The sequence below is a fragment of the Klebsiella sp. CN_Kp106 genome, from assembly GCF_040064575.1.
GTDB classification, from domain to species: domain Bacteria; phylum Pseudomonadota; class Gammaproteobacteria; order Enterobacterales; family Enterobacteriaceae; genus Klebsiella; species Klebsiella michiganensis.
Window position 1 is genome coordinate 85,106 of the sequence record NZ_JBEAIG010000046.1, and the last position, 17,769, is coordinate 102,874.

A 17,769-nucleotide genomic window follows, 5' to 3' on the forward strand; every position below is an offset into this window, starting at 1 on the left:
CCTCACCCTAACCCTCTCCCCAAAGGGGCGAGGGAACCGTTCAGTGCTCGCTGGCAGCAGTGCGCAGAGGGCCTGACTTTCTCCCTCTCTTTTGGAAGAGGGCCGGAGTGAGGAAACAGGGTTAGAAAATTTTCGAGAACTTATCGATGTTGCTCGCATCGTAGACGAACGGTTCGGCCATCGCGCCGCTACCGTCGGCGTCCAGCTTCACTTTGCCCAGCTTGCCCATATTGGCTTCGGTTTTGGTCGCCGTGCCTTTGACTAAATCGTCGGCCAGATACGTGGCGGCGTAGCCGAGGTCAATCGGGTTCCAGATGGCGAAGCTTTTGCTGGCACCGGACTTAATCGCCCCGGCCATTTCCGACGGCAGCCCCAGCCCGGTGACGTAGACCTTGCCGATTTTGCCCTGATCTTTCACCGCCTGCGCGGCGGCCACGATCCCCACCGACGAAGGCGAAACGATCACTTTCAGGTCAGGATATGACTTCAGCAGGCCCACCGCTTCGCGGTAGCTTTTATCCGACAGATCGTCCCCGTAGGCGACGGTCACCAGATTGACGGACGGGTACTGCGGCAGCACCTTTTTCATCTCCTCAATCCAGATGTTCTGGTTGGTGGAGGTTGGGGTGGCGCTTAAAATCGCCACATCGCCTTTTTCCACGTTCAGCGCCTTCAGCGCATCGGCGGCGAGCTTAACGTTGGTTTCGCCAATCAGCGCGTTATTGGACGGATTAAGATGGATCTGGCGGCCCGCCGGCGCGACGCCGGAGTCCCAGGAGACCACCTTAATACCGCGCTGCATCGCTTTTTTCAGTACCGGCACCACGGCGTCGGGATCGTTAGCGGAAATGGCGATCGCATCCACCCCCTGGGCGATCAAACCATTCAGCACTTCGATCTGCGCTTCGGCGGTGGTGGTGGTCGGGCCGGTATAGATCACTTTGACATCGCCTAACTCTTTGGCCGCTTCCTGCGCGCCGACGTTCGCTGCTTCGAAGAATCCATTTCCCAATGATTTCGCCACGAGGGCGATTTTGACTTCGGCTAAAGCGGAACCGGACAACGCCAGGATGGCAACGGTGAGGATCAAGCTTGTGTTTGTTTTCATTGCTTTTACTCCACATGAGTTAGTTTGTAGGGTTTGCAGGTGATTTTTTCGCCCCGTCTCGGTGAGCGGGGCGCGATGTTGTTATGGATAAAGGTCTAACGCGGACTGCAGGGGTTGAACGTTGAAGCGTTTGCCAAGGGCGACCAGCTCTTCGCGGGTGATGGTTTGTTTCATCCCGCCCATTGAGTAAACTTTCACCAGCACCTCGGCGGATTTCTCAGCGGTATCGATCAGGCCGAAGGTTTCGTCCAGATTGGGGCCGCTGCCGAAAACGCCGTGGAACGGCCACAGCACCAGCGAATGTTTCTGCATCGCCTCGGCGGTGGCCTGGCCGATTTCGTCGGTGCCCGGCACCATCCACGGCAGGATGCCGACGCCGTCCGGGAAGACCACCAGGCATTCGGTACTCCCTTCCCACAGCTTGCGGGTAAACAGATCGCTGTTGTTCTCCAGCACGTAGGTCAGGGCGATCAGATTGGTGGCGTGGCAGTGCATGATCACCCGGTCTTTACCGTTGGTCAGCCGGATGCGCTCGCTGTGCGACAGGAAGTGCGCCGGCAGCTCGGATGTTGGCACCGCATCGTTGGTCAGGCCCCAAAGAATATGGTATCCCGCGCCGTCGCTGTCGACTTTCACCACCCCGAGGTTCGCCGCCGGGTCGAGCTGGACGTTACGGAAGAATTTACCGGAACCGGTGACGATAAACGGCTGGTTAGCCAGCGTCGGCATCGGCTGGCTCAGGGCGATATAGCGCGGTTTAGCGTGGAAATCCGCCGCGTAGGGTTCGATATCCGCTTCGTCGAGGCGCAGCGTCAGGTTGCCGCCGTTGCGCTCGTCCCAGCCTTTCAGCCAGGCGTCGGAAGTGGCTTTAATCATGCCCTGGACGAACCAGGCGTCGATAATGGTCTGCATAGTCTTGTCTTTCCTGTTGATTCGGCGCGGGGTTGGCCCCTCGCCCTGAATATGTGCGAGCCCCGGATTGCGCCGTAAACGGCTTATCCGGGCTACCAGTTCGTAGCCCGGCCGCGACCCGGGGAACGTCCGGGCATTACCCGCGCTGGCTCAGAACCGCATTTTCATAAGCGCGTACGTTATCCAGCCACTGGCTGCCTGCCGGCGTATCGTGACGCTGACAGTACATCTCCCAGATGGCCTGCCACGGCAGGCACTTCTGCTCTTCCAGCAGCGCCAGACGGGCGGTGTAGTCGCCGTCGACTTCCAGCTGACGCAGCTGGGCGGTCGGTTCCAGCAGGGCGCGCAGCAGCGCTTTCTTCATATTGCGCGTGCCAATCACCCACGCCGCGATGCGGTTAATCGAAGCGTCGAAGAAATCGAGGCCGATATGCACGCGGTCGAACAGATCGTGACGGATGATTTCGCTGGCGATGGCCTGGGTTTCGTCATCCAGCAGCACCACGTGGTCGCTGTCCCAGCGTACCGGACGGCTGACGTGCAGCAGCAGGCGCGGGATATAGAGCATGGCGGCGGAGATTTTGTCGGAGATGACCTCCGTCGGGTGGAAGTGGCCGGCATCCAGGCACAGGGCGGTCTGGCGGCTGGTGGCGTAGCCCATATAGAACTCATTGGAGCCGACGGTGTAGCTTTCCGCGCCGATACCGAACAGTTTGCTCTCGACGGCATCAATGTGGTGCGCCGGGTCGAGTTTCTCGCTGATCACTTCATCGAGCGCGTTCAGCAGGCGCTGGCGCGGCGCGAAGCGGTCAACGGTAATATCCTTCATGCCGTCCGGGATCCAGATATTCATTACCGACGGCGTGCCCAGCTGCTCGCCGAAGTAAGCGGAAATACGGCGGCTGGCCTTGCAGTGATCGATCCAGAACTGGCGGATTTCATCGTTGGCGTGCGACAGCGTAAAGCCGTCAGCGCTTAGCGGATGCGAGAAGCAGGAGGGGTTAAAATCGAGCCCCAGCTTGTTGGCTTTCGCCCACTCAACCCAGTTTTTAAAGTGCTCCGGCTTAATTTCATTACGCGGCACCGGCGCGTCGGATTCGAGATAGAGCGCGTGCAGGTTCAGGCGTTTTGGCCCGGGGATCAGGCTCAGCGCCTGCTCAAGGTCGGCGCGCAGCTCGCTGGCGTTACGCGCTTTACCCGGGTAGTTGCCGGTAGCCTGAATACCGCCGGTCAGGCTTCCTTCCGGGTTTTCGAAACCGACGACGTCATCGCCCTGCCAGCAGTGCATGGAAACGGGCAGGCGATCCAGCTGGCGCAAGGCCTCCTCGACGTCCACGCCGACGCTGGCGTAGCGCTGTTTGGCAATTTCCCAGGCTTGTTCAAGTTGAGTGGTCATGCGCAAAGCTCCTTGGTCTGTTGTGGCTGAAACTGCGCGACGAAGCGGGCAATTTCACTTTCAGGATTGGGGGTAAAGGTGGTGAGGGCGTAGTTTTGCCGCACCACCTGACGGAATTCATCGACGTTGTGCAGCTCGTCCAGGGTCATCAGCTGAATGCCGATATTGCCCAGGGTGGAGGCCTCAACCGGGCCGGCGGTCACGGTGATGCCGCAGGCGTCGGCGCACAGCTGGTTGAGCAGTTCGTTCTGGCAGCCGCCGCCGACAATATGCAGCTGGCTGAACGGCTGACCGCGCAGCGCCGCCAGCTCGTTGAGCACCCGGGCGTAGAGCAGCGCCAGGCTGTCAAAAATACAGCGCGCCAGCTCGGCGTCGGTATCGGGAACCGGCTGCCCGGCTTCGCGGCAGGCGGCCTGGATTTCCGCGCTCATGTTGTCCGGGTTGATAAAGCGGTCATCGTTGCAGTCAATGACGAAGCGGCAGGCCGGAAGCGCAGCGGTACGCGCGATCAGCGCCGGCAGGTCGCCGACGTTTTGCTCCTTGAGCACCCGCTGCAGCAGCCACAGGCCCATAATATTTTTCAGCACCCGATAGCGGCCTTCGGCACCGCCTTCGTTGGTGATATTGGCCCTTAGCGCCGCATCGCTGGTGCAGGGGGTTTTGCTTTCAAAGCCCATCAGCGACCAGGTGCCGGAAGAGAGATACGCGGCGTTTTTGCTGGCCAGCGGCGAGGCGATAACCGCGCTGGCGGTATCGTGGCTGGCGACGGCGACCACCGGGATGTTATTGCCCTGCGGGCAAATCCAGTGGCCAATAACGTTGCCGGGATGGGTCGGCGTTCCGAACCAGTCGCGCGGCGCGCCGCTCCAGTTCAGCAGATCTTCATCCCAGCTATCGCTGTTGATGTTGACCAGCTGCGTGGTAGTGGCGTTGGTGTATTCCCAGTTCATGTTGCCGGTCAGGCGGAAGCTAAAGTAGTCCGGGATCAGCAGCGCGTGCGCGGCCTGGCTGACCAGCTCCGGCTGCTGTTCAACCAGCGCGCGCAGCTGATAAAGGGTATTAAACGGCAGAAACTGAATACCGCTGCGGCGGTAGATCTCCGCCCGGCCCAGTTGCTCTTCGGCATGGCGCATCAGGCCCTGGGTGCGGGAGTCGCGATAGGAAACCGGCAGGCCGACGCGCTGACCCGCTTTATCCAGCAGGACATAATCCACGCCCCAGGTATCGATGCCGATGCTGTCGATCAGGATGCCCTGTTCGCAGACCTTCTCCAGACCGCGGCGAATTTCCCCTTCCAGGCTATCGAGATCCCAGCAGTCGAAGCCATCCACCTTTTGCAGGCTATTGGTAAAACGGTGAATTTCACGCAGTGCCAGCGTTTGCTGACCGGGCTGATAACCGGCGAGCATCACCCGCCCGCTGGAGGCGCCTAAATCGACGGCGACACAATGACGATAACTCATGGGAAGATCCTTGTGAAAATCATTGCATACAGTCTAAAAAAGTCGCGTCGGGCTCACCTTCTTGTTACTGACAGGGAAAATTGGCCGCTGGCAAGAAAGCAAAGGTGACCGTGAGGGAGGTCACAGTTTCGTTTTCTCCGCGCTGGGGTGAGGGATGTGATGTTGTCCGCAGTTCCCGATCTTTCCCGTCATTTCTTGAAAAAGCGGCAGGCTTTACGAATTTTGCGGTCAAAAATTGAAGGCCGGATCGCCGACCCTTAATTACTATTTGCTCCACTGATTGATAACTTTTCTCATCTCGAGGAGCGGCTATGACTATGTTGCACAGTGTGGATTTCTTTAAGTCCGGCGTTTCAGCTGTCGCCATTGAGCCGCGGCTCCCGCAATCCGCTTTTCCTGAGCATCACCATGATTTTCATGAGATTGTTATTGTGGAGCACGGCACCGGGATTCACGTTTTCAACGGCCAGCCCTACACCATCAGCGGCGGCTCGGTCTGCTTTATCCGCGATCACGATCGCCATCTCTACGAGCACACGGATAATTTATGCCTGACTAACGTGCTCTATCGCGCGCCGGACGCGTTTCGCTTTTTGTCCGGCCTGAACGCGCTGTTGCCGCAGGAGCAGGAAGGGAACTACCTCTCGCACTGGCGGGTGAATCAGAATGCGTTGCAGCAGGTGCGCCAGATTGTGGAGCAGATGGAGAACGTTGGCGCGGATGCGGATATGCACGCCATCGCCAGCCGCGAGATTTTATTTATGCAGCTGCTGGTGCACCTGCGTAAAAGCAGCCTCGCCGAAGGGGCCGCCAACAACGACGCGCGGCTCAACCATTTGATGGCCTGGCTGGAAGACCATTTTGCCGAGGATATCTGCTGGGAAGAGGTGGCGGCGCGCTTTTCGCTCTCCTTGCGAACCCTGCACCGTCAGTTAAAACAGCAAACCGGGCTGACGCCGCAGCGCTATCTGAATCGGGTGCGGTTGATGAAAGCGCGCCATCTGCTGCGCCATAGCGATGATAGCGTGACCGATATCGCCTATCGCTGCGGATTCGGCGACAGTAACCACTTTTCGACGCTTTTCCGCCGCGAGTTTGACTGGTCTCCGCGCGATATTCGCCAGGGGCGCGACGCCATTCTTCAGTAACGGGAGAGCAGTCAACGTTTTGACAGACATAAACGCGAATAATGAAACGTTATTCACGTCCGGAGTTGATGTCGTGGCAGGTCAGCTGATTCTTCGCAAAGATGAATTTTTTGCCTCTCCCGCTCAGGCGGTGGCGGTGGCGGATCGCTATCCGCAAAACGTCTTCGCCGAGCACACCCATGAGTTCTGCGAACTGGTGCTGGTGTGGCGGGGTAACGGCCTGCATGTCCTGAACGATCGTCCGTGGCGCATTACCCGCGGCGATCTGTTCTATATCCGCGCGGAAGATAAACACTCCTACGCCTCGGTGAACGATCTCGTCCTGCAAAACGTCATTTATTGCCCGGACCGGCTGCGGCTTAACTTTGACTGGGCGGCGCACATTCCCGGCCTGTTCGGCACCCCGTGGGTTCCGCACTGGCGGATTGGCAGCAGCGGCATGGCCCAGGTCAGGCAGGTGATTACCCAGCTGGAGCATGAAAGTAGCCGCAGCGATGCGCAGGCCAATAATATGGCCGAACTGCTGTTTGCGCAGCTGGCGCTTATTCTTCAGCGCTATCGCTACGCCACCGATAATCTGGCGGCAACCCAAAGCGAAGCGCTGCTCGATAAGCTGCTCACCGAGCTGGCGGGCAGCCTCAATCGTCCTTTCTTTCTTGACCGTTTTTGCGAGCGCGAAGGGTGCAGCGAACGCGCGCTGCGCCAGCAGTTTCGTCAGCAGACGGGGATGACCATCAACCACTACCTGCGCCAGCTGCGCATCTGTCACGCGCAGTATCTGCTGCAGCATACCGAACGGCTGATTGGTGAAGTGGCGATGCAGTGCGGGTTTGAAGATAGCAACTACTTTTCGGTGGTGTTTAACCGCGAGATAGGCATGACGCCGGGGCAGTGGCGGCAGCGCAGTCGCACCGCCGCCTGACGACGCTAGTTCGCCATTCCCAGACCAACGATATTGGCGGCGATAATAATCACCACGCAGCCGAGGCTGAGGACGCCCACCGGACGACGGCCGGCGTTGTTCCACTCTTTCAGTATCAGACCCACCAGGCCGCCGCACAGCACGTAGAAGCTCATATGCAGCATCCAGCTCATGTAGTCGTACTGCGCCGGAATGCTGGCGTGGCCCCAGGCGTAGAAAAAGAACTGCAGATACCACATCAGGCCGCCTAACGCCGAAAGCAGGATATTGCTGATGATGAGCGGTTTTGCCAGCGAGAAGTCGGCTTTTATCGACAGGTTTTTTACTTTTGCCAGACGGATGAAGCAGAAGCCGAGGTTGACCAGCGCGCCGCCGCCCATGATCACCACATAGCTTGGCAGCGCGGTGTAGAGCGGATCAACGCCGAGCGCGGCGGCGGCTTCATGCATCGGCTTGGCGGCGTTCATGGCGAACGACATACCGGCCGAGAAGATGCCGCACATCACCGCCAGCAGCAGCCCCTTTTTCAGGTTGAAGTCTTCGGCTTTGATGCCCATTTTGCGCTCTTTCAGCTGGCCTGCGCGGGTGACGATACCCACGCCAATCACCGCGACCAGCACGCCGAGCAGCGTCATCTGGCCGCCTTTAGTGTTAATAAGAACATCAAACTGACCGTTAAGAATCGGCGTCATTAACGTGCCGACAATCAGCGTGATACCAATGGCGATGCCGATCCCCATCGACATCCCCAGGTAACGCATCGTCAGGCCGTAGTTGATATTACCGATACCCCACATGGCGCCGAACAGGAAAACGGGCAGCAGAGTGGAGGCGTTAAAAGAACCGTAATAGGCCCAGAAATCGGGCAGCAGCATGGCGCTGATGGCCCAGGGGAGGATCAGCCAGGAGACAATACCGCCGATAGACCACATGGTTTCCCAGGACCAATGTTTAACTTTCTTGAACGGGGCATAGAAACAGGCTGCACTGGCCGCACCTATCAAATGCCAAAAAATACCCATCGTAATCGCGTGATTCATTGATTTTATCCTCATCTATTTTTTATCGGATAAATCTTCTTCCGACCCGATGAGTGTAAAAATCGGTCAGTTTTTCCGCCTTTAAGCTGTTGCCACCCGAAGCCTGAACCTGGCAACCAAAAACTTAATTAGTTGTTCTGTATCACAAAACGACATCTATTACCCGTTGTTATAACCTTATTAAAAATACGGCATTGATAAGCGTTTTCAATATCATTTAATTAACTATAATGAACCAACTGCTTACGCGGCATTAACACTTTCCGCCGCTCGACAATAATGGAGATGATTATGAGTTATACACTGCCTGCCCTGCCGTACGCTTATGACGCCCTGGAACCGCATTTTGACAAGCAGACGATGGAAATCCATCACACTAAACACCACCAGACCTACGTAAATAACGCTAACGCAGCGCTGGAAAGCCTGCCTGAATTCGCGAGCCTGTCCGCAGAAGAGCTGATTACCAAACTGGATCAGCTGCCGGCAGACAAAAAAACCGTGCTGCGTAACAACGCAGGCGGCCACGCTAACCACAGCCTGTTCTGGAAAGGCCTGAAAACCGGTACCACCCTGCAGGGCGACCTGAAAGCGGCTATCGAGCGTGATTTCGGTTCCGTTGACAACTTCAAAGCGGAATTTGAAAAAGCGGCGGCGACCCGTTTCGGCTCCGGCTGGGCGTGGCTGGTGCTGAAAGGCGACAAGCTGGCGGTGGTTTCTACCGCTAACCAGGACTCCCCGCTGATGGGCGAAGCGATCTCCGGCGCTTCCGGCTTCCCGATTATTGGCCTGGACGTGTGGGAACACGCTTACTACCTGAAATTCCAGAACCGCCGCCCGGACTACATCAAAGCGTTCTGGGACGTGGTGAACTGGGACGAAGCCGCAGCGCGTTTTGCCGCCAAAAAATAAGGTTGCATTGTGCTGAGCGAGAAGCGAGTCTGATGACTCGCTTTTTTTATATCCGCAGCAAAGGAGCAGCGATGCACTATCCGGTGAATGTCTTTGTGGGCAAGGTAAGGGATTATGACGGCAGCCGTCCAAGCGCCATCGGTAAAATTCAGGTCGATGGTGAACTGACCCTCGGCGATTTGGGGCTGGAGGGCGATGAGCAGGCGGAGAAGAAAATTCACGGCGGGCCGGACCGCGCGCTGTGCCACTATCCCCGTGAGCACTACGCCCACTGGGCCCGTGAGCTTCCGCAGCAGGCGGATCTTTTCTGCGCCCCGGCGTTTGGCGAAAATCTCTCGACCGAAGGGCTGACCGAAAAAAACGTCTACATTGGCGATATCTTCCGCTGGGGAGAAGCGCTGATTCAGGTCACGCAGCCGCGATCGCCGTGCTTCAAGCTCAACTATCACTTTGCCGTCAGCGATATGGCGCAGCTTATGCAAAACAGCGGCAAAACCGGCTGGCTGTATCGGGTGGTGGCGGGCGGGCAGGTGTCCAGCGATGCGCCGCTGGCGCTGGTTTCCCGGCTCAGCGACGTGAGCGTTCACGAAGCGGGCGCCATCGCCTGGCAGATGCCGTTTGATGATGAGCAGTACCACCGTCTGCTCTCCGCGGCGGGGCTGTCGGTGAGCTGGGGCCGTACCATGCAGAAACGGCGCCTGAGCGGGAAGATCGAAAATAATTCGCGGAGATTGTGGGGAAAATAGCGCTTCCGTGCGCGTTCCCGGATGGCGGCGCGTTGCGCCTTATCCGGGCTACCCGTTTCGAACCCGGCCCGGCGAAGCCAGGCCGGGGGGATTAGGTGCGCTTGTACAGCGGCAGCCAGAGGGTTAAGCGCAGGCCGCCCAGCGGGCTGTCGTCGGCCTTCACCCAACCGCGATGCTGTTGAATCGCCGCCTCGACAATCGCCAGCCCCAGGCCGGTACCGCCAGACTCGCGGTCGCGCGCCTCATCGGTACGGTAGAACGGACGGAAAATCTGCTCGCGATCCTCCGGACTCACGCCCGGGCCGTCATCATCGACGTTCACCGTGATGCCGTCTTTATCCACTGAGAAGCTTACCGAAATTTTAGTATGCGAGTAGCGCAGCGCGTTACGCACGATATTCTCCAGCGCGCTTTCCAGGGCATTGGGGTTACCGTACAGCGGCCACGGCCCCGGCGGATACTCGACGGTGAACGATTTCCCCATCTGTTCGGCTTCAAAGGCGGCGTTATCCAGCACCTCGCCCCACAGCTGGTTGGCTTTCACCGTTTCGCTGACCAGCGCGGTTTTCGCCTGATTGCGCGACATCACCAGCAGGTCGTTGATCATGCTATCCAGCCGGTGCGCTTCCATCTCAATACGCTCCAGCTCTTTGCTTTCCCCGCTGCGGCGGCGCAGCAATGCGGTGCCTAACTGCAGGCGGGTCAGCGGCGTGCGCAGTTCGTGCGAGATATCGGACAGCAGACGATGCTGGCTGGACATCATGCGCTCCAGCGCGGTCACCATCTGGTTAAAACTGGTCCCGGCGGCTAAAAACTCCTGCGGACCGGCTTCCAGCTCCGGATGCTGACGCAGGTTGCCCTGGGCGACTTCATCGGCGGCATTTTTGAGCTTACGCGCGGGTTTCGCCAGGCTCCACGCCAGCCATAGCAGCAGCGGGGCGCTGACTAACATCGTGACGATCAGCAGCAGTAGCGGCCGGTCGAACAGCAGATTGATGAAGTCTGATTGTGACGTATTGGCAGGACGAATCAGATAGAGCTGGTAGTTATCTTCTCCATCCCTGACGGAAAAAGGCCCGACCATTTCCAGACGACCATAGCGCTTTTTCTGCGGATGGTCGGCGTTATCCGCCTGGCCGATAAAGTTGCGGATAATCTGCATTTCGTTGCGTTCGGCACCGATAACGCGACCTTCGCTGGTGACCAGCAGCAAACGCTGGCCCGGCGGAGCCCACTTATCGATGGCGCGAAACAGACGACGCCACCACATCAGGTCGTTTGGCGGATCGTTCGCCAGTTCGGCCTCGACGTGCTGTTCAATCATGATGCCCTGACGTTGCTCGCTCTCCAGCAGCTCGGTCATCTGGCGCGAGTCCAGCTTAGGCAGCATCAGAACCAGCATCAACACCAGCGCCAGCGTGAGCCAGAAAATAGCGAAGATGCGTGCGGTTAAACTTCCAATCATGAAGCCGATACCATCAGATAGCCGCGTCCGCGCAGGGTTTTAAACCACGGATGGCCGTCTTTGCGCTCCGGCAGCTTGCGCCGCAGGTTGGAGATGTGCATATCGATTGCGCGATCGAATGGCGTCAGGCGTTTACCCAGCACTTCCTGGCTAAGATGCTCACGCGATACCACCTGGCCAAGATGCTGCGCCAGAAGATAGAGCAGGGTGAACTCGGTGCCGGTCAGCTCGAGGGTCAGACCATCGAAGCTGGCTTCCTGGCGACCAGGGTTAAGGCTTAGCGCATCCACTTCCAGCGTCGGTGAACCGGCTTCGGTTGTCTGCTGCTGCTCGCTCCAGTGCGACCGGCGCAGAATCGCGCGTATACGCGCCACCAGCTCACGATCGTTGAACGGCTTAGGCAAATAATCGTCCGCGCCCAGCTCGAGGCCGAGAACGCGATCCAGCTCGCTCCCGCGGGCCGTTAGCATGATAACCGGGGTCTGGTGTGTCTGACGCAACTCTTTGAGCGTGTCGATACCGTTTTTCTTCGGCATCATCACATCAAGCAAAAGTAAATCGATGCTGTCGTCCAGAAGGGCCAGCGCCTGTTCCCCATCATGGGCGACAAGCACATTAAAACCTTCCATATCGAGCAGCTCTTTTAACAGGGAGGTGAGCTCCCGGTCATCATCTACTAACAGGATTTTATTCATTGTTTAAATACCTCCGAGGCAGAAATTACGTCATCAAGGCTCGCTAATCCATGACTTTACGTTGTTTTACACCCCCTGACGCATGTTTGCAGCCTGCATCGTAAACTCTCTCTCGTTGAATCGCGACACAAACGTTTTGGGAGTATGTGATGCGCAATGTTATCGCTGCCGTCATGGCCTCAACGCTGGCGCTAAGTGCATATAGCCAAGCCGCTGAAGTCGTCACCAGCGTTAACTGGCTTCCCGGAGACGAAGGGGTCCAGCGCAGCAGCCAGAGCCATATGTTTGACGGCATAAGTTTAACTGAACAGCAACGGCAACAGTTACGAGATCTTATGCAGCGGGCACGCCACGACAGGCCACCCGTTAATGTTAGCGAAATGGAGACAATGCATCGCCTTGTCACCGCAGAAAATTTTGATGAAAACGCTGTACGCGCTCAGGCAGATAAGATGGCGCAGGAACAGGTTGCCCGCCAGGTTGAAATGGCAAAAGTTCGCAACCAGATGTATCACCTGCTAACGCCAGAGCAGCAAGCGGTTTTAAACGCTAAGCACCAGCAACGAATGGATCAGTTGCGTGAGGTTGCACGGATGCAAAAAGGCTCAGCGATGATGCTTTCGAGTAGTAGCAATACCCTGCAACCCCAGTAACAACCCTGTTTTCCTTGCCATAGACACCATCCCTGTCTTCCCCCACATGATGTGGGGGTTTTTTTTGCCCGTTATTCAGCGCCCTCCTGCCTCCCCGTCCCGGTAAAAGATCGGGTTATACTAAGCGCATCGCGAAGTAAGGAGCGTTTATGAATCAATCTTATGGGCAGCTGGTGAGCCGCGCGGCGATTGCGGCGACGGTGATGGCCTCTGCGTTACTTTTGATCAAGATTTTTGCATGGTGGTATACCGGGTCTGTGAGTATTCTGGCGGCGCTGGTTGATTCACTGGTGGATATCGCCGCCTCGTTGACCAACCTGCTGGTGGTGCGTTATTCGCTGCAGCCTGCCGATGAAGAACATACCTTTGGCCATGGTAAAGCGGAATCGCTGGCCGCGCTGGCGCAAAGTATGTTTGTCTCCGGCTCGGCGCTGTTTCTGTTCTTGACCGGTATTGATCATCTCGTTCGTCCTGAGCCGATGAATGCGGCGGGCGTAGGGATGGTGGTGACGCTGATTGCGCTAGTCAGCACGCTGCTGCTGGTCACGTTCCAGCGCTGGGTAGTAAGAAAAACACAAAGTCAGGCGGTACGGGCGGATATGCTTCATTATCAGTCTGATGTTATGATGAACGGCGCAATTCTGGTGGCGCTGGCCCTCTCCTGGTACGGCTGGCACCGTGCTGATGCGCTGTTTGCATTAGGTATAGGCGTCTATATTTTATATAGCGCGCTGCGCATGGCTTATGACGCCGTTCAGTCGTTGTTAGACCGCGCGCTTCCTGATGAGGAACGCCAGGAAATTATCAATATCGTGACCGCGTGGCCAGGCGTCAGCGGGGCGCACGATCTACGAACGCGGCAGTCAGGGCCGACTCGCTTTATTCAGATTCATTTGGAAATGGAAGATAACCTCCCGCTGGTTCAGGCACACGTGATTGCCGACCAGGTGGAGCAGGCGCTGTTGCTCCGTTTTCCCGGGTCCGATGTCATTATCCACCAGGACCCCTGCTCTGTGGTGCCGTTAGGGCGGCAGGGTGTTTTATGATCTTTAGGTTATAGTCTGTAAACTCGATGTAAAAGTGTGGGGCGGATCGGCATTTTTTGTATAAATTACCGCCATTTGGTCTGACCTGAATCAATTCAGCCAGAAGCGTTTGATATACTATTGCAATTATCGTTGTGCACTCCTCGTGAGGGGCGCTTCAGGCAACAGGATTATTTTTTGCTTCCTAAGTTCAGAGGTAGTCATGATTAAGAAAATCGGTGTGTTGACAAGTGGCGGTGATGCCCCGGGCATGAACGCAGCAATTCGTGGCGTTGTGCGTGCGGCATTAACGGAAGGTCTGGAAGTTTTTGGAATCTATGACGGTTACCTCGGCCTGTATGAAGATCGTATGGTTCAGCTCGACCGCTACAGCGTTTCCGACATGATCAACCGCGGCGGCACCTTCCTGGGGTCGGCGCGTTTTCCAGAATTCCGCGAAGAACATATTCGCGCCGTCGCGATTGAAAATATGAGAAAGCGCGGCCTGGATGCGCTGGTGGTTATCGGTGGTGACGGTTCCTACATGGGTGCCGTGCGTCTGACTGAGATGGGCTTCCCCTGCATCGGTCTGCCGGGCACCATCGACAACGATATTAAAGGCACCGACTATACCATCGGCTTCTTTACCGCATTGAGCACCGTGGTAGAGGCCATTGACCGCCTGCGTGACACCTCTTCCTCCCACCAGCGTATTTCCGTTGTTGAAGTGATGGGCCGCTACTGCGGCGATCTGACCCTGGCGGCAGCTATCTCCGGCGGCTGTGAGTTCATCATGGTGCCTGAGGTTGAATACACGCGCGACGACCTGGTTTCAGAAATTAAGGCGGGTATCGCGAAAGGCAAAAAACACGCGATTGTGGCGATCACCGAGCATATGTGCGACGTCGACGAGCTGGCTCACTACATCGAGAAAGAGACCGGCCGTGAAACTCGTGCCACCGTACTGGGCCACATTCAGCGCGGCGGCTCTCCGGTTCCTTATGACCGTATTCTGGCATCCCGCATGGGCGCGTACGCGATTGACCTGCTGCTGCAGGGCTTCGGCGGCCGCTGCGTTGGTATTCAGAACGAGAAGCTGGTTCACCACGACATTATCGACGCTATCGAAAACATGAAGCGTCCGTTCAAAAGCGACTGGCTGGATTGCGCTAAGAAGCTGTACTAAGCCTCCGGCGGAAATAAAAAGGCCTTCTCAGAGAGAAGGCCTTTTTTATGGGCGGGACGCTACTCGATATCCAGGGCATCCTCGGAGAGGATAATCCCGGTATTATCGGCGTAGAGATGGTCGCCGGAAAAGAAGGTGACGCCGCCGAAGTTGACGCGCACGTCGCTTTCGCCGATACCTTCACCTGCGGCCCCGACGGGGATAGCCGCCAGCGCCTGGATGCCGATATCCAGCTCTTCCAGATCGTCAACCTGACGCACCGCGCCATAGACGACCAGCCCTTCCCACTCGTTTTGTACGGCCAGGCGCGCCAGGTCAGCGTCAATCAATGCGCGTCGAACGGAACCACCGCCGTCAACCAACAGGACATGACCACGGCCGTTCTGTTCGAGCATATCGTAGAGCAACCCGTTATCCTCGAAACATTTTACCGTGATGATTTGTCCACCAAACGACGAGCGCCCCCCAAAGTTGGAGAACAGAGGTTCCACGACGTTGACATCCTCCTGGTAGATGTCACAAAGCTCGGAAGTATCGTATTTCATAGGCTTAACGTTCAGTTGCTGCGAGAATTTTCAGTATATCGCGTGAATCGTACTGTTGGCAAAATCATCAATTGTTAATTGATATTTGTCAGTTAACCCACAAGCCGGCTGCAAATAATTCCGATAACAAACAGCAGGTTGGTCAGCAGCGCCCCTTTAACCGTTCTTTCGAGCATTGGACGCATGGCGACAGGGTCGCGTTCGCGCATCACATAACGCGCCTGTTTGACCAGCAGCGGCGTTGCCAGCAGGAACAGCCAACCCCACGGATTATGCAGCGAGAGAAGGTTAAACAGCGCCAGGCACAGCGGAGCGCCAAACAGCAGGCAGGCGTGGTAGCGGCGAGCGTTAACCGGCCCCAGGCGCACGGCGAGGGTGTTTTTACCGTTTTCACGATCGCTGTCGATATCACGCAGGTTGTTAATATTCAGCACCGCCGTTGCCAGCAGGCCGCAGGCGGTGGCGGGTAAGAAAATAACCGCTTCAACGCTGTGCGCCTGGAGGTACCAGCTCCCGACCACGCTAAGCCAGCCGAAGAACACCAGCACGGAGATATCGCCAAGGCCGATGTAGCCGTAAGGACGAGTGCCGACGGTGTAGGTAATGGCGGCCACGATCGATAGCCCGCCAAGCACCATAAAACCGATAAAATCGGCCATGGTCTGCCAGGCCAGGAACAGCAGCGCCAGGCCAGAGAGACAAATCAGCACCACGGTGAGAATCAACGCGCGTTTCATCTGCGCCTGGGTGATTGCCCCTTTCTGCATCCCGCGCAGGGGGCCGATACGGTCGGGCTTATCGCTGCCTTTTACCGCGTCGCCATAATCATTGGCCAGATTGGAGAGGATTTGTAATAAACCGGCGGTGATGATGGCCAGCAGGGCAACCCAGGGATCGAAGCTGCCCTGATGCCAGGCAAGCGCGGAGCCGACAATAATGGCGGCAAAGGCCAGAGGTAACGTTTTGGGGCGCAGGCTTTCCAGCCAGGCCTGGGTGCGAGTGATAGCGTGTTCGGTCATAAGTCCCGGCCAATAAAAAATGGGGCTCTACCCTTCATACTTCAAGCTGCAGATGCGTTGGCGACGCGCATTCACCCCAGGCACTGCCGGGATAAATGAGGGCCCTCAGCCAACGGCTGCCTTCCCACAACTCGAATTATTTAGGGTATCTATAGCCCCATCTATAGTGATGAAAATATATTGAACCGGATTATAAGATAAAACGGCTCAGATCTTCATCTGCCACCAGAACATCCAGATGCTTACCGACATATTCCGCATCGATGGTGACGGTTTGGCCATTCATTTCGCTGGCATCGTAGGAGATGTCTTCGATCAGACGCTCCAGTACGGTATGCAGACGACGCGCCCCGATGTTCTCGGTGGTTTCGTTGACCTGCCACGCGGCCTGAGCGATACGCTTGATGCCATCTTCCGTGAACTCGATATTGACGCCTTCGGTGGCCATCAGCGCTTTATACTGCACGGTGATGGACGCGTTCGGCTCGGTCAGGATGCGCTCGAAGTCGTGGGTGGTCAGCGCTTTCAGCTCAACGCGAATCGGCAGACGACCCTGCAGCTCCGGGATTAAGTCAGACGGGCTGGCCACCTGGAACGCGCCGGAAGCGATAAACAGAATATGATCGGTTTTCACCATGCCGTGCTTGGTGGAGACGGTGCAGCCTTCAACCAGCGGCAGCAGATCGCGCTGTACGCCTTCGCGGGATACGTCCGGGCCGGAGGAGTTGCCGCCGCGCTTACAGATTTTATCGATTTCGTCGATAAACACGATACCGTGCTGCTCAACGGCGTCGATGGCATCCTGCTTCAGCTCTTCCGGGTTGACCAGCTTCGCCGCTTCTTCTTCAATCAGCAGCTTCATCGCGTCTTTAATTTTCAGCTTACGCGGTTTTTGCTTCTGGCCGCCCAGGTTCTGGAACATGGACTGCAGCTGGCTGGTCATCTCTTCCATGCCCGGAGGGGACATGATTTCAACGCCCATCGGCGCAGCAGCGAGATCGATCTCAATCTCTTTATCATCGAGCTGCCCTTCGCGCAGTTTTTTACGGAAAGACTGACGCGCGGCGGACGGTTCCTGAGGCTGTTCAGCCTGGCCCCAGTTGTTTTTCGCCGGCGGGATCAGCACGTCAAGGATGCGCTCTTCCGCCAGTTCTTCCGCACGATAGCGGTTTTTGTCGATGGACTGCATGCGCACCATTTTGATCGCCGCATCGGTCAGATCGCGGATGATGGAGTCCACTTCTTTACCAACATAGCCCACTTCGGTGAATTTCGTCGCTTCAACTTTGATGAACGGCGCGTTGGCAAGCTTTGCCAGACGACGGGCGATTTCCGTTTTACCGACGCCGGTCGGGCCGATCATCAGAATGTTTTTGGGCGTGACTTCGTGACGCAGCTCTTCGTTGAGCTGCATACGACGCCAGCGGTTACGCAGAGCGATGGCGACGGAGCGCTTGGCTGCGTCCTGGCCGATAATGTGTTTGTCCAGTTCGCTGACAATTTCGCGTGGGGTCATTTCAGACATGGGAGATCC

The 17,769-nt window shown here is 57.1% G+C and carries 17 protein-coding genes; 7 read left to right on the top strand and 10 right to left on the bottom strand.

Going from position 1 to position 17,769, the window contains the following annotated elements; translation table 11 throughout:
* Positions 1–121: 121 nt before the first annotated feature.
* The 4 genes from rhaS (ABLU96_RS13325) to rhaB all read right to left on the bottom strand — a co-directional run bounded on the left by rhaS (ABLU96_RS13325) (position 122) and on the right by rhaB (position 4,879).
* Positions 122–1,108: a rhamnose ABC transporter substrate-binding protein gene (gene rhaS / locus ABLU96_RS13325; protein ID WP_004127197.1), complete on the bottom strand. Its 987-nt coding sequence runs from the start codon at positions 1,106–1,108 to the stop codon at positions 122–124.
* Between the two features lie 81 nt (positions 1,109–1,189).
* Positions 1,190–2,020, bottom strand: coding sequence for a rhamnulose-1-phosphate aldolase (gene rhaD, locus ABLU96_RS13330; RefSeq protein ID WP_032719438.1), 831 nt, complete (start codon positions 2,018–2,020; stop codon positions 1,190–1,192).
* A 136-nt stretch (positions 2,021–2,156) separates the two neighbouring features.
* The gene (rhaA, locus tag ABLU96_RS13335) at positions 2,157–3,416 is read right to left on the bottom strand and encodes an L-rhamnose isomerase (protein WP_025106561.1); all 1,260 of its coding nucleotides are present in this window, start codon (positions 3,414–3,416) and stop codon (positions 2,157–2,159) included.
* Positions 3,413–4,879 carry a rhamnulokinase gene (gene rhaB, locus ABLU96_RS13340; protein ID WP_025106562.1) on the bottom strand — a complete coding sequence of 489 codons (1,467 nt, stop codon included), beginning with the start codon at positions 4,877–4,879 and terminating at the stop codon, positions 3,413–3,415. The genes rhaA and rhaB overlap by 4 nt, the downstream gene beginning before the upstream one ends.
* Before the next feature lie 311 nt (positions 4,880–5,190).
* On the opposite strand from rhaB, the gene rhaS (ABLU96_RS13345) reads away from it, so the two are divergent.
* Positions 5,191–6,027, top strand: coding sequence for an HTH-type transcriptional activator RhaS (rhaS, locus tag ABLU96_RS13345; protein ID WP_014227422.1), 837 nt, complete (start codon positions 5,191–5,193; stop codon positions 6,025–6,027).
* Between the two features lie 73 nt (positions 6,028–6,100).
* Complete coding sequence (gene rhaR / locus ABLU96_RS13350) at positions 6,101–6,949, top strand: HTH-type transcriptional activator RhaR (RefSeq protein ID WP_004127212.1); 849 nt, start codon at positions 6,101–6,103, stop codon at positions 6,947–6,949.
* 5 nt (positions 6,950–6,954) lie between these two features.
* Here rhaR and rhaT read toward each other — a convergent pair whose 3' ends face one another.
* Complete coding sequence (gene rhaT / locus ABLU96_RS13355; protein ID WP_004107493.1) at positions 6,955–7,989, bottom strand: L-rhamnose/proton symporter RhaT; 1,035 nt, start codon at positions 7,987–7,989, stop codon at positions 6,955–6,957.
* Positions 7,990–8,280: 291 nt separating this feature from the next.
* Between rhaT and sodA the strand changes: the two genes are divergently transcribed.
* Positions 8,281–8,901 carry a superoxide dismutase [Mn] gene (gene sodA / locus ABLU96_RS13360; protein WP_004127220.1) on the top strand — a complete coding sequence of 207 codons (621 nt, stop codon included), beginning with the start codon at positions 8,281–8,283 and terminating at the stop codon, positions 8,899–8,901.
* A gap of 71 nt (positions 8,902–8,972) precedes the next feature.
* The gene (gene yiiM, locus ABLU96_RS13365) at positions 8,973–9,647 is read left to right on the top strand and encodes a 6-hydroxyaminopurine reductase (protein ID WP_348862559.1); all 675 of its coding nucleotides are present in this window, start codon (positions 8,973–8,975) and stop codon (positions 9,645–9,647) included.
* 91 nt (positions 9,648–9,738) lie between these two features.
* Here yiiM and cpxA read toward each other — a convergent pair whose 3' ends face one another.
* Positions 9,739–11,112 (bottom strand): envelope stress sensor histidine kinase CpxA, encoded by a 1,374-nt coding sequence (cpxA, locus tag ABLU96_RS13370; RefSeq protein ID WP_004107505.1) that lies wholly within the window; start codon positions 11,110–11,112, stop codon positions 9,739–9,741.
* A complete protein-coding gene (cpxR, locus tag ABLU96_RS13375; RefSeq protein WP_004127228.1) occupies positions 11,109–11,807 on the bottom strand; it encodes an envelope stress response regulator transcription factor CpxR in 699 nt (232 codons plus the stop codon). Before cpxR ends, cpxA begins: the two co-directional genes overlap by 4 nt.
* Positions 11,808–11,956: 149 nt before the next feature.
* Here cpxR and cpxP point away from each other — a divergent pair, with 149 nt between their 5' ends.
* The 3 genes from cpxP (at position 11,957) to pfkA (ending at position 14,671) form a co-directional block, all read left to right on the top strand.
* On the top strand, positions 11,957–12,460 hold the full coding sequence (gene cpxP / locus ABLU96_RS13380) for a cell-envelope stress modulator CpxP (RefSeq protein WP_049082048.1): 504 nt from the start codon (positions 11,957–11,959) through the stop codon (positions 12,458–12,460).
* A gap of 149 nt (positions 12,461–12,609) precedes the next feature.
* The gene (gene fieF / locus ABLU96_RS13385; protein WP_014227425.1) at positions 12,610–13,506 is read left to right on the top strand and encodes a CDF family cation-efflux transporter FieF; all 897 of its coding nucleotides are present in this window, start codon (positions 12,610–12,612) and stop codon (positions 13,504–13,506) included.
* A 202-nt stretch (positions 13,507–13,708) separates the two neighbouring features.
* Positions 13,709–14,671 (top strand): 6-phosphofructokinase, encoded by a 963-nt coding sequence (pfkA, locus tag ABLU96_RS13390; protein WP_004127238.1) that lies wholly within the window; start codon positions 13,709–13,711, stop codon positions 14,669–14,671.
* A gap of 59 nt (positions 14,672–14,730) precedes the next feature.
* Here the strand turns inward: pfkA and rraA are convergent, their stop codons facing one another.
* The 3 genes from rraA to hslU form a co-directional block, all read right to left on the bottom strand.
* Positions 14,731–15,216: a ribonuclease E activity regulator RraA gene (gene rraA, locus ABLU96_RS13395; protein WP_004127241.1), complete on the bottom strand. Its 486-nt coding sequence runs from the start codon at positions 15,214–15,216 to the stop codon at positions 14,731–14,733.
* A 92-nt stretch (positions 15,217–15,308) separates the two neighbouring features.
* Entirely contained in the window at positions 15,309–16,235 is a 927-nt protein-coding gene (gene menA, locus ABLU96_RS13400) for a 1,4-dihydroxy-2-naphthoate polyprenyltransferase (RefSeq protein WP_032747309.1), read from the bottom strand.
* A 190-nt stretch (positions 16,236–16,425) separates the two neighbouring features.
* Positions 16,426–17,760 carry an HslU--HslV peptidase ATPase subunit gene (gene hslU / locus ABLU96_RS13405; RefSeq protein ID WP_004127247.1) on the bottom strand — a complete coding sequence of 445 codons (1,335 nt, stop codon included), beginning with the start codon at positions 17,758–17,760 and terminating at the stop codon, positions 16,426–16,428.
* Between the last annotated feature and the right edge of the window lie 9 nt (positions 17,761–17,769).